Here is an 11,620-nt window from a genome sequence, read left to right on the forward strand (position 1 = left end):
GGCCCGATAAATCAGGCCCGGTCGCGCTCCAGCAATGGTTTCAAGTAGTAACCCGTGTGGGACTGCGGCATCTCGGCGACCTGCTCCGGCGTGCCTACCGCGATGATCTGGCCGCCTTTGGAGCCGCCTTCCGGGCCCAGGTCCACCAGCCAGTCGGCGGTCTTGATCACATCCAGGTTGTGCTCGATCACCACCACGGTGTTGCCGTGGTCACGCAAGCGGTGCAGCACGTCCAGCAGTTGCTGAATATCCGCGAAGTGCAGGCCGGTGGTCGGCTCATCGAGGATATACAGGGTCTTGCCGGTATCGCGCTTGGACAGCTCGCGGGACAGCTTCACTCGCTGCGCCTCACCACCGGAAAGCGTGGTGGCCGACTGTCCCAGCTTGATATACGACAGGCCCACATCCATCAGCGTCTGCAGCTTGCGCGCGAGCGCAGGAACCGCATCGAAGAACACCCGCGCCTCTTCGATGGTCATCTCCAGGGTTTCGTGGATGCTCTTGCCCTTGTATTTGATCTCAAGGGTTTCACGGTTGTAGCGTTTGCTCTTGCACACATCGCACGGCACATAAATGTCCGGCAGGAAGTGCATCTCCACCTTGATCAAGCCATCGCCCTGGCACGCTTCACAGCGACCACCCTTGACGTTGAACGAGAACCGGCCCGGCCCGTAACCCCGTGAGCGGGACTCCGGCACGCCGGCGAACAGCTCGCGGATGGGCGTGAACAACCCGGTATAGGTCGCCGGGTTGGAGCGCGGTGTACGGCCGATCGGGCTTTGGTCGATATCGACTACCTTGTCCAGGTGCTCCAGGCCCTTGATGCTGTCGTGCGCCGCTGCTTCGAGGGTGGTAGCGCCGTTCAGGGCGGTAGCACTCAAAGGGAACAGTGTGTTGTTGATCAACGTCGACTTGCCCGAGCCGGAAACGCCGGTCACACACGTCAGCAGGCCCAGTGGGATTTCCAGGTCAACGTTACGCAGATTGTTGCCCCGCGCGCCCTTGAGGTGCAGCGCCTGCTTCTTGTTGCGCGGTGTGCGCTTGGCCGGTACTTCGATCTTCACGCGACCGGACAGGTATTTACCCGTCAGCGAGTCCGGGTGAGCCATGACCTCGGCTGGCGTGCCTTCGGCGACAATATGCCCGCCGTGCACACCCGCACCCGGGCCAATGTCGACCACGTAATCCGCCAGGCGGATCGCATCTTCATCGTGTTCGACCACAATCACGGTGTTGCCGATATCCCGCAGGTGTTTGAGCGTGCCCAGCAGTCGGTCGTTATCGCGCTGGTGCAAGCCAATCGACGGTTCATCGAGGATGTACAACACGCCCACAAGGCCCGCGCCGATCTGGCTGGCCAAGCGGATTCGCTGGGCTTCGCCGCCGGACAACGTATCCGCGCTGCGATCCAGCGACAGATAATCCAGGCCTACGTTAACCAGGAACTGCAGACGCTCGCGGATTTCCTTGAGGATCTTGTCGGCAATTTCCCCCCGGCGACCGGTAAGCTTGAGTACACCAAAGTACTCACAGGCGTCACCAATCGGCAGGTTGGTCACCGCCGGCAGCGTCTTCTCGCCCACCCACACGTGCCGCGCCTCACGACGCAGACGGGTACCACGGCAATCCGGGCACGGTTGGGTGCTGAGGAATTTCGCCAGCTCCTCGCGCACGCTCGCCGATTCCGTTTCGCGGTAGCGGCGCTCAAGGTTGGGCACGATGCCTTCGAACGGATGCGACCGTTTAACGATATCGCCACGGTCGTTCAGGTATTTGAAGTCGACGTTCTGCGAGCCGCTACCGTGCAGGATGACTTTCTGCTGTTCGGTCGGCAGTTCGTTGAAAGGCACTTCCAGGCTGAATTTGTAGTGCGACGCCAACGACCCCAACATCTGGAAGTAGTAAACGTTACGCCTGTCCCAGCCGCGTATTGCGCCTTCCGCCAGCGTGAGGTCGCCATTGACCAGGCGCTTGATGTCGAAGAACTGTTTAACCCCCAGGCCATCACAGGTAGGGCAGGCGCCCGCCGGGTTGTTGAAGGAAAACAGCTTGGGTTCCAGCTCGCTGATGGCATGGCCGCAGATTGGGCAGGCAAAGCGCGCGGAGAAGATGATCTCTTCGCCCGGCTCGTCATCCATCGGCGCCACCAAGGCAATGCCATCGGCCAGCTTCAGAGCCGTCTCGAAGGATTCCGCCAAGCGCTGCTGCAGGTCGGCGCGCACTTTGAAACGGTCGACCACGACATCAATCGAATGCTTCTTCTGTTTGTCGAGCTTGGGCGCTTCGTCCAGCTCATACAGCTTGCCGTTGATGCGCGCGCGCACAAAGCCCTGCGCACGCAGCTCTTCGAACACGGAAAGGTGTTCGCCTTTGCGCTCGCGAATCACCGGGGCCAACAGCATCAGCTTGGCGCCTTCCGGTTGGGCCAGCACCAGGTCGACCATCTGGCTGACGGTCTGGGCTTCCAGTGGAATGTCGTGGTCCGGGCAACGCGGGATACCCACGCGCGCGTAAAGCAGGCGCAGGTAGTCGTAGATTTCGGTAATAGTGCCCACGGTAGAGCGCGGGTTATGGGAGGTCGACTTCTGCTCGATGGAAATCGCCGGCGACAGGCCCTCAATGGTGTCGACGTCGGGTTTTTCCATCATCGACAGGAACTGGCGGGCATAGGCCGACAGCGATTCCACATAGCGGCGCTGGCCTTCGGCATACAGCGTGTCGAACGCCAGGGAAGATTTGCCGGAGCCGGACAAGCCGGTGATGACGATCAGCTTGTCCCGGGGAAGGGTCAGGTCAATGTTCTTCAGGTTGTGGGTTCTAGCCCCACGAATCAGGATCTTGTCCAAGATGGCCTCGCACGGCGGGCGTAAATAATGCCGGAGTATACGGCTAAAGACTGGATGAATATACACTGTCAAAAGGCCGCTTGCAGCCTTAGATGAAAGCTGCGCGGCAAAGCGCCGCATATACCCTCTCAATCGATGGGACTGGTAGAATCGCCGCCGGTTCACACGAGGTTTTTCCATGCACGATCCCCACAGCGAACGCATGAGTAGCGGCGAGACCCGAGCGGCAAGCGGTCTGGCCCTGGTGTTCGCCTTCCGTATGCTTGGCATGTTCATGGTGTTGCCGGTGCTGGCGACCTATGGGATGGATCTCGCAGGCGCGACCCCCGCATTGATCGGCCTGGCGATTGGCGCCTATGGCCTGACCCAGGCGATTTTTCAGATTCCGTTCGGGATCATTTCCGACCGCATTGGCCGTCGCCCGGTGATTTACCTGGGCTTGATCGTGTTTGCCCTCGGCAGTGTGCTCGCGGCCCAGTCCGATTCCATCTGGGGCGTAATCGCCGGACGTATCCTGCAAGGCGCCGGTGCGATTTCTGCAGCGGTCATGGCGTTGTTGTCAGACCTGACCCGTGAACAACACCGCACCAAGGCCATGGCCATGATCGGCATGACCATCGGCCTGTCGTTTGCGGTGGCCATGGTGGTCGGCCCCTTGCTGACCCGTGCGTTTGGCCTGCACGGCTTGTTCCTCGCCACAGGTGGCATGGCGTTGTTCGGAATCGTCATCGTGGCTTTTATGGTGCCGCGCTCCACCGGCACCTTGCAGCACCGCGAGTCCGGTGTCGCGCGCCAGGCCTTGTTGCCGACGCTCAAGCACCCGGACCTGCTGCGCCTGGATTTAGGTATCTTCGTGTTGCACGCGATGCTGATGTGCAGCTTCGTCGCGTTGCCCCTGGCACTGGTCGAAAAAGCCGGCCTGCCCAAGGAGCAGCACTGGTGGGTCTACCTTACCGCGCTGCTGGTTTCGTTTTTCGCGATGATCCCGTTCATCATCTACGGCGAGAAAAAACGCAAAATGAAACGAGTTTTGCTCGGCGCCGTCGCGACGCTGCTGCTCACTGAGCTATTCTTCTGGCAGTTCGGCGACAGCCTGCGGGCGCTGGTAATCGGCACGGTGGTGTTCTTTACCGCGTTCAATCTGCTGGAAGCTTCGTTGCCTTCGCTGATCAGTAAAGTTTCACCGGCCGGTGGCAAGGGCACGGCGATGGGGGTGTATTCCACCAGCCAGTTCCTGGGTTCTGCACTGGGCGGCATCATGGGTGGCTGGATGTTTCAGCACGGCGGTTTGTCGGTTGTGTTCCTCGGATGCGCAGGTCTGGCTGCCCTCTGGTTAGCCTTTGCTGTTACCATGCGCGAACCTCCCTATGTGACGAGCCTGCGTTTGCCGTTATCGCCAGAAGCGATCCGCGAAGCCGGTCTGGTTGAGCGCCTCAAGGCCGTTACCGGGGTTACAGATGCCGTGGTTATTGCTGAAGAAGCCGCCATCTACATCAAATTAGACACCGAATTATTGGATCGCGCGACGCTCGAGCAGCTGGTCAACCCAGTGCCGACAGCGCGCCCAGCCTAGGAGAACGTTATGGCCCGTGGGGTTAACAAAGTCATATTGGTCGGTACATGCGGCCAGGATCCCGAAGTTCGCTACTTGCCTAACGGTAACGCCGTGACCAACCTGAGTCTGGCGACCAGCGAACAGTGGACCGACAAGCAGACCGGCCAGAAGGTCGAGAAAACCGAATGGCACCGTGTGTCGATGTTCGGCAAGGTGGCAGAGATCGCCGGTGAGTACCTGCGCAAAGGTTCGCAGGTCTACATCGAAGGTAAACTGCAAACCCGCGAGTGGGAAAAAGACGGCATCAAGCGTTACACCACTGAAATCGTGGTCGACATGCAGGGCACCATGCAACTGTTGGGCGGCCGTCCACAGCAGGGTGACCAACAAGGCGGGGGCAATAACTACCAGCAGTCCGCCCCGGCCCCACGCCAGCAGGCCCCGCGTCCGCAGCAGTCGGCACCGCAACAGTCGCGTCAGGCGCCACCGCCACAGCAGGCCGCTGCGCAACCCGCTCCGGATTTCGACAGCTTTGATGACGATATTCCGTTCTAAGGCGGACTAAAGTCCTTTATGTGAGTTAATCCATAACGGACTCATCAGCTCCAGCTGTCACGCGAAAAGCCTCCACTGTCCGCAAAGGATACTGGAGGTTTTTTTTGCCTGGGCAAAACGTGGTGGGTAAAAACACATGAGGGGAGGAGGTACTGAGGCTGAATGAACTTGCCGCTTGGATGCGCTGTGCCAGCTTTAGCCCACGCAGCACGCGGTGGCCAAACGTGTCCGATCAGCCTCTGCGCGTCGTGTGGCTCAAAGTGGCAGGCGAAATTGCTCGCACCTGACTTGTCGAAGAATCGAGCGGGGGCCAACCGCGAGCTTCAGTCATGAAGCTTGATGACCACCTTGCCTTTGGCTCTTCCCTGTTCGACGTAGCGCAATGCTTCAGCGGTTGATTCGAAAGGGAAGGTTCGGTCGATCACGGGTTTGATAACGCCGGACTCGACAAGCCGCGTGATTTTTCCCAATTGAGCGCCGTTCGCACGCATGAACACGAACGCATACTGGATACCCCGTTTGCGGGCTTCTCTGCGTATGCCGCGGCTTAAAAAGTGCATGACCCAACCCAGTCCCCAGAACAGCTTTTGCTCTTGTGCGAATGCGGCGGTCGGTGGCCCCGAGATCGAGATGAGCTGGCCACCTGGCTTGAGAATGCCGAGTGATTTTTGCAGTTCGACAGGGCCCAGGCTGTTCAAGACGACGTCGTAGTCGTGCAACACGGTTTCAAAGTCTTGTTGCGTGTAGTCGATGACGACGTCCGCTCCCAGCGCCTTGACCCAATCCACGTTACGGGTGCTGGTCGTCGTCGCAACGAAAGCACCCAGATGTTTGGCAAGCTGGATGGCGATGCTGCCGACGCCGCCAGAGCCTGCGTGGATGAACACTTTCTGGCCCTTCTTCACACGTGCAGTTTCAACCAACACTTGCCAGGCAGTCAGCGCAACCAAGGGCAGGGAGGCCGCTTCTGCCATAGTGGTATTTTGGGGTTTCAGTGCGAGGGCGCTTTCCTCAACCGCAATCAGTTCGGCGAAGCCTCCAATGCGTGTCTGAGGCGGGCGAGCATAGACCTCGTCACCGGGTTTGAAGGTGCGCACGCCTGCCCCCACCCGAACCACGACGCCGGCCAGGTCGTTACCCATAATCAGTGGGAATGTGTAAGGCAGGATCAGTTTGAACTCACCTTTACTGATCTTCGCGTCCAGCAGGTTGACGCTGCTGGCATGCACCTTGACCAGAACGTCGTTGATTCCCACGTGCGGTTCCGGCACATCGCCAAGGCGTCCATGATTGTTGCCGTAACGGTCGATGAGGAAAGCTTTCATGATTCGGTTCTCATGTTACGCACGGCAATTACGCCTTGGCTTGATAGCGCTCGGCGACGACGGATTGGCGAATTTCCGAAAGCAAACTTTGGCGGGCAGCCTGCAGAGCGTCCCAGCGGCTAGCGTCTTGCAGCGGTGGAATGGTCACGGGTTCGCGACGATCAAAACCGACCAGCGCAGCATCGACCAGGTCGCTCACGTCCATCACTTCGCTCAAGGTGTTGATGTCGATGCCTGCACGCTCCCAGATTTCCGTGCGGGTGGCCGCAGGGAGAACCGCTTGCACGTAGACGCCTTTTGGCGAGAGTTCAAGGCTCAGACCCTGTGATAGAAACAGGACAAAAGCCTTGGTCGCGCCGTAGACGCTCATCCCGAATTCCGGCGCCAGCCCCACGACCGAACCTATGTTGATGATCGCGCCCTGACCGGCGTGTGCCAGGCGTGGAGCGATTGCGCTGGCGAGTCGCACCAGTGCAGTGGTATTGAGCGCGACCAGATTGGCAACGCTGTCGGTGGATTGCTCCACGAAGCTGCCGGATTGGGCAGCGCCCGCATTGTTCACCAGGATGCCGATACTGGCGTCTTCACGCAGGCGGCTTTCGACGGTGATCAAATCAGCGGTTTGAGTCAGGTCAGCCTGGATAACGTCAATGGAAACAGCGTGTTTCTCACGCAGTTGGGCGGCCAGTGCGTCCAGCCGGCTCTTGTCGCGGGCAACCAGCACCAAGTTGTGGCCACGCTGGGCAAAACGCTCGGCGTAGGTCGCGCCAATGCCTGTTGAGGCGCCGGTAATCAGTACGGTTTCTGGAGTGCTCATAAGTGGATGCTCTTGCAAGTGTGGGTGGCTAACTGAGCCCGGGTGGGCAGGACATACGGTGGCGGAATTATGATGTCGGTCATAATCAAAGCTGTCAATGGTTTTGAGTATGCTCGACATCAGAGTATAGTCAGGCCATTGTTCAAGCGGCATTGGAGGGCGCAATGAAGATCACCAAAACGCAATCACTCGCCAACCGGGCTCATATTGTGGATACGGCTTCAGAGCTGTTTCGCGAGCGTGGTTATGATGGTGTAGGTGTTGCCGAGCTGATGGCGACTGCTGGTTTTACCCAGGGAGGTTTCTACAAACACTTTGGCTCCAAGGCCGATTTGATGGCCGAAGCAGCCGAAAACAGCCTTTCAAAATCCCTCTCGAGTGCCTGCAATCTCGATGTACAGGGGTTTGTGAACCTGTACGTGTCCAGGGATCACAGAGACGGCAGGGGAGCAGGTTGCACCCTGGCAGCCCTGTGTGGCGACGCCGCCCGTCAGTCGGACGATTTGAAGGCGACCTTTGCCGGTGGCGTGGAAAACACGCTTGCTGCACTTGAGGCAAAGTACACGGCGGGCGCGGATGCGACGAAGCAAGAGGCTCGAGTGAAAATGATCAACCTGCTGGCGCATGCCGTTGGTGCAGTTATGCTGTCGCGAGCGTGCCCGGATGACTCGGCGCTGGCGGATGAAATACTGCAAACGTGCCGTGCCGAGATAGTGGCCTCGCTGCCATCGAATCAAGAAAACAGTCTGTGAATCGCTGGCTGGACGCGAGGTGAGCGTGCCCAGGGCAGCAACGATGCTTTTGCACTGAGGGCGTGTCAGCACCCTGAAGCCCCCGACTCGGGGTAAAAGAAGCCTCTGAAAACAAGGAAAGCCGTGATGACCTGGTCAGCCAAGCAGTACACGCTGTTCGAGCAGCAGCGTACCCGTCCCGTCCGCGACCTGGTCGCGGCCATTCCCGATAGCGATGTGCGTACCGCCGTCGACCTGGGTTGCGGCCCGGGCAACTCCACGCAAGTGTTGGCCGAGCGTTTCCCTCACGCGCAGGTCACTGGCCTGGACAGCTCTGACGACATGCTGGTCGACGCACGCAAACGCCTCCCGGCGCTCAGCTTCGAACTGGCGGACATCGGCGCCTGGAACCCGGCTCAGCGCTTCGATGTGATTCTGGCCAATGCCTCGCTGCAATGGCTGCCGGACCACGCCACGCTCTACCCGCACCTGGTCAACCAGCTGACACCCGGTGGCACGCTGGCGGTGCAAACCCCGGACAACCTCGACGAGCCTGCGCACCGGCTGGCGCGTGAGGTGGCCGCAGACGGGCCATGGTCGGACAGGATCGGTGCGGTCAAACACAATGAGCGGCACACGGCGAGCTACTACTACGAGTTGCTCAGCCAGCACTGCAGTACCGTCGACGTGTGGCGCACCACCTACCAGCACCCGCTGGCCGATCATGCCGCGGTGGTGGAGTGGTTCAAGGCTTCGGCATTGCGGCCGTTTCTTGCGCCGTTGACCGACGATGAAAAAGCCGCCTTCCTGCGCGACTATCAGACGCGAATTACCCAGGCTTACCCAGCCCTGCGTGATGGCACTGTTTTACTGCCGTTCCCGCGCCTGTTCATCATCGCCACGCGTTAGACGCGCCAAGCGGTGGTCACACGGCCGCCGCTTGCGCCTGCAAGTAGTCATCTGCCGACACCACACTGGCATACCCGAACGCCAATGCTGCCATGTACGCGCCATGCACCTGGGCGGCGGGGATCACCTGCCCATTGAATTCCAGATCCCGTGTGGCGCACGCGTCATGAATCACCGTGACGGTGTAGCCCAGGTCTGCTGCAGCCCGCACCACCGCATCCACGCACATATGGCTCATGCTGCCGACCACCACCAGGTCGGTGATGCTGCGTTGTTCCAGCAAGGTGCGCAGGTTGGTTTCGCGAAACGCATTAACGAAGTGTTTGAGCACCACCGGCTCGTTGCCCACGTTCAGTGCTTTAGGGTGCAGGTGCGCACCCTCGGAGCCTGGGGTGAAGAACGGCGCGTCCTCGGAGGCAAACTCATGGCGCACATGAATCACGGCGTCCCCGGCCGCACGAAACGCCTGCAGCAACTGCGCGGCCTTGTCCGCCGCAGCGTCCACGCCGTCAAGCGGCCACTTGCCCTGAGGGAAGTAGTCGTTTTGGATATCAATGAGGATGAGCGCTTGCTTGGCCATGGGGGTCGCCTCGTGAAGGGTGATGAGGCCAGTATCTTAGCTGGCGCCGGGGCGCAGGTTCAGGGGAATCGTGCAGAACGCCGCGTGTTTGGACCTGCGTCGTGCAGAATCAAACAGGCCAACTGCCATCGTCTTTTGCGCAACTGATTGATTTCAAAGCTATCCCTCATGAAAGCGCTTTGGCTTGATCCCTGCAACCGTCTTGCAACACACATGGCCCGATGGCCAAGGGGGACGCATGACCCCGAATCAACGCAAAAAACAGGTGGTCGCTCACTCCACGCGCGACGGCGCGCCAAAGCATGAGGTTGAAACCAATCTCGCCCTGGCGCGCTGGCTGGCGCAGATACTGGGGCTGAAATTCGGCGGCCATTATGACCCCGCTCGCCACGCCGGCCGCGATCTGTACTTACTCCCCACACAAACCCTGGTCGGCCCCGGCCAGGCTCGCGCGCTCAACATCAAAGGCCCCGAAGACCTCTGGGGCGGCTATGTCGACCACGACTTTATCTGCACCAAGGCGATCAGCCATGGCGTACTGGGCCCCGATGCAGTCACGCCGCAAGGTTGGTCGCCGGTATTCTGTGAGCGCGTGCGCGGGGTGGTGCTGGACGGCCTGAGCGTATTTGCCCTCGAGGATGCGCGGGAGGCCGCCACACGGTTGCTCTACAGCGGGCCGATCCGCCTGAAACCGGTGCATGCCTGCGCCGGGCGTGGCCAGGAGGTAATCCGCAGCCTCGACGAATTCGATGCGCTGCTGGCGCGACCGGAGGCTGCGAAGCTCTTCAGCGAGGGCGTGGTGCTGGAGCAGGACCTGCAGGACGTCATCACCCACAGCGTGGGCCAAAGCTTCATCGGCGACCACGTGTTCAGCTATTGCGGTGAGCAGTACCTGACCCAGGACGGGCACGGTGAGGAGGTTTACGGTGGATCCGACCTGCTGGTAGTGCCCGGCTATTATGAAGACTTGCTCAAGCTCGACCTGCCTGACGACGTCCGCCTGGCGATCGAACAGGCCCAGGTATTTGACGCGGCCGCAGACGAAGCCTACCCCGGCTTCTATGCCTCGCGGCGCAACTACGACATCGCCCAGGGCCTGGGCAGCGACGGCCAACGCCGCAGTGGCGTGCTCGAACAATCCTGGCGCATGGGGGGAGCCAGCAGTGCGGAGGTCGCGGCGCTGCAGAGCTTTATCAACCACCCGGGCCTCACCGCCATTCATGTGTCCTCGGTGGAAACCTACCTGGACCAGGCGCTGCCGGCGGATGCCATTGAGGTGTATCGCGGCCCGGCCGAAAACAGCGACTTTCTTCTCAAGTACGTGACGGTTAAATCTTATGACGGCTAGAAGCGAAAGCATTGCGATCGATATCGACGACGAACAGATGAGCGGGACGTTCCTGAGCCCTAAATCCAAAGTCCCCGGCGTGTTGTTCGTGCACGGCTGGGGCGGTAGCCAGGAGCGCGACCTGGAGCGCGCCAAGGGCATTGCCGGACTCGGCTGCGTATGCCTGACCTTCGACCTGCGCGGGCATGCCGGCACGGGTATTCCATTGTCGCGCGTTACTCGCGAAGACAACCTGCGCGACCTGCTGGCGGCCTACGACCGGCTGCTCTCCCATCCGGCCATCGACACCTCGGCGGTGGCAGTGGTGGGCACCAGCTACGGAGGTTACCTGGCGGCGATTCTCACCTCGTTGCGCCCGGTGCGCTGGCTGGCGCTGCGCGTGCCGGCGTTGTACCGCGACCAGGAATGGCTCAAGCCCAAGCGCGACCTGGACAAGGCCGATTTGCTGGATTACCGCAGTACGCTGGTGCATGCCGAAACCAATCGCGCCTTGCACGCGTGTTCGGCGTTTACCGGGGACGTGCTGATCGTCGAATCGGAAACCGATGACCACGTGCCCCACGCCACCATCATGAGTTACCGCGCGGCGTGCCAGCAGACCCATTCCCTGACGCACCGCATTATCGACGGCGCCGACCACTCCTTGAGCGACCCGGTGTCCCAGCAGGCCTATACCTCGATCCTGGTGGACTGGATTACCGAAATGGTCGTGGGCGAGCGGTTGAGCATCATCCAGGCCCGATAACCTTCAGCTGAACACTAAATCCGTGGACAACGGGCTTGTGTGCGAACCGGCCCTTTTGACGAGCGGGCTTCTGTGGCCAGCGGGCATGTGTGGCGAGCGGGCTTGCCCGCGTTGGGCCGCGCAGCGGCCCCAAACCAGACGCTGAGGTCATTCAGGAAAAACTGCGGCGTCTTTACTGGGGCTGCTTCGCAGCCCAACGCGGGCAAGCC

The 11,620-nt window shown here is 60.5% G+C and carries 10 protein-coding genes; 6 read left to right on the plus strand and 4 right to left on the minus strand.

From position 1 onward, the window contains the following. Window positions 1-11: 11 nt before the first annotated feature. Complete coding sequence (uvrA, locus tag GIW02_RS17530; RefSeq protein ID WP_236411512.1) at window positions 12-2,846, minus strand: excinuclease ABC subunit UvrA; 2,835 nt, start codon at window positions 2,844-2,846, stop codon at window positions 12-14. A 178-nt stretch (window positions 2,847-3,024) separates the two neighbouring features. Here uvrA and GIW02_RS17535 point away from each other — a divergent pair, with 178 nt between their 5' ends. Beyond that, the gene (locus tag GIW02_RS17535; protein WP_236411510.1) at window positions 3,025-4,419 is read left to right on the plus strand and encodes an MFS transporter; all 1,395 of its coding nucleotides are present in this window, start codon (window positions 3,025-3,027) and stop codon (window positions 4,417-4,419) included. 9 nt (window positions 4,420-4,428) lie between these two features. After that, the gene (locus GIW02_RS17540; protein WP_236411508.1) at window positions 4,429-4,956 is read left to right on the plus strand and encodes a single-stranded DNA-binding protein; all 528 of its coding nucleotides are present in this window, start codon (window positions 4,429-4,431) and stop codon (window positions 4,954-4,956) included. A gap of 323 nt (window positions 4,957-5,279) precedes the next feature. On the opposite strand, the gene GIW02_RS17545 is transcribed toward GIW02_RS17540, so the two are convergent. Continuing rightward, window positions 5,280-6,281: an NADP-dependent oxidoreductase gene (locus tag GIW02_RS17545; protein ID WP_236411506.1), complete on the minus strand. Its 1,002-nt coding sequence runs from the start codon at window positions 6,279-6,281 to the stop codon at window positions 5,280-5,282. 28 nt (window positions 6,282-6,309) lie between these two features. After that, window positions 6,310-7,098, minus strand: coding sequence for an SDR family NAD(P)-dependent oxidoreductase (locus tag GIW02_RS17550; protein WP_236411504.1), 789 nt, complete (start codon window positions 7,096-7,098; stop codon window positions 6,310-6,312). Between the two features lie 164 nt (window positions 7,099-7,262). Between GIW02_RS17550 and GIW02_RS17555 the strand changes: the two genes are divergently transcribed. Beyond that, window positions 7,263-7,850 carry a TetR family transcriptional regulator gene (locus GIW02_RS17555; RefSeq protein ID WP_236411503.1) on the plus strand — a complete coding sequence of 196 codons (588 nt, stop codon included), beginning with the start codon at window positions 7,263-7,265 and terminating at the stop codon, window positions 7,848-7,850. 126 nt (window positions 7,851-7,976) lie between these two features. Continuing rightward, window positions 7,977-8,738, plus strand: a complete 762-nt coding sequence (gene tam / locus GIW02_RS17560) for a trans-aconitate 2-methyltransferase (protein ID WP_236411501.1) — start codon at window positions 7,977-7,979, stop codon at window positions 8,736-8,738. Window positions 8,739-8,754: 16 nt separating this feature from the next. Here tam and GIW02_RS17565 read toward each other — a convergent pair whose 3' ends face one another. Beyond that, complete coding sequence (locus tag GIW02_RS17565) at window positions 8,755-9,318, minus strand: cysteine hydrolase family protein (protein ID WP_236411499.1); 564 nt, start codon at window positions 9,316-9,318, stop codon at window positions 8,755-8,757. 238 nt (window positions 9,319-9,556) lie between these two features. Here GIW02_RS17565 and GIW02_RS17570 point away from each other — a divergent pair, with 238 nt between their 5' ends. Further along, window positions 9,557-10,666, plus strand: coding sequence for a DUF3182 family protein (locus GIW02_RS17570; protein WP_236411497.1), 1,110 nt, complete (start codon window positions 9,557-9,559; stop codon window positions 10,664-10,666). Continuing rightward, window positions 10,656-11,411: an alpha/beta fold hydrolase gene (locus GIW02_RS17575; protein WP_236411495.1), complete on the plus strand. Its 756-nt coding sequence runs from the start codon at window positions 10,656-10,658 to the stop codon at window positions 11,409-11,411. Before GIW02_RS17570 ends, GIW02_RS17575 begins: the two co-directional genes overlap by 11 nt. Window positions 11,412-11,620: the final 209 nt, after the last annotated feature.

Origin of the sequence: Pseudomonas syringae (assembly GCF_021606685.1) — a bacterium.
Lineage (GTDB): Bacteria > Pseudomonadota > Gammaproteobacteria > Pseudomonadales > Pseudomonadaceae > Aquipseudomonas > Aquipseudomonas syringae_R.

Excerpts from the sequence above, each read along its gene's own strand:
- GIW02_RS17535 (WP_236411510.1), top strand. The coding sequence starts at position 3,025 with ATGCACGATCCCCACAGCGAACGCATGAGTAGCGGCGAGACCCGAGCG.
- GIW02_RS17540 (WP_236411508.1), top strand. The coding sequence starts at position 4,429 with ATGGCCCGTGGGGTTAACAAAGTCATATTGGTCGGTACATGCGGCCAG.
- GIW02_RS17545 (WP_236411506.1), bottom strand. The coding sequence starts at position 6,281 with ATGAAAGCTTTCCTCATCGACCGTTACGGCAACAATCATGGACGCCTT.
- GIW02_RS17550 (WP_236411504.1), bottom strand. The coding sequence starts at position 7,098 with ATGAGCACTCCAGAAACCGTACTGATTACCGGCGCCTCAACAGGCATT.
- GIW02_RS17555 (WP_236411503.1), top strand. The coding sequence starts at position 7,263 with ATGAAGATCACCAAAACGCAATCACTCGCCAACCGGGCTCATATTGTG.
- tam (WP_236411501.1), top strand. The coding sequence starts at position 7,977 with ATGACCTGGTCAGCCAAGCAGTACACGCTGTTCGAGCAGCAGCGTACC.
- GIW02_RS17565 (WP_236411499.1), bottom strand. The coding sequence starts at position 9,318 with ATGGCCAAGCAAGCGCTCATCCTCATTGATATCCAAAACGACTACTTC.
- GIW02_RS17570 (WP_236411497.1), top strand. The coding sequence starts at position 9,557 with ATGACCCCGAATCAACGCAAAAAACAGGTGGTCGCTCACTCCACGCGC.
- GIW02_RS17575 (WP_236411495.1), top strand. The coding sequence starts at position 10,656 with ATGACGGCTAGAAGCGAAAGCATTGCGATCGATATCGACGACGAACAG.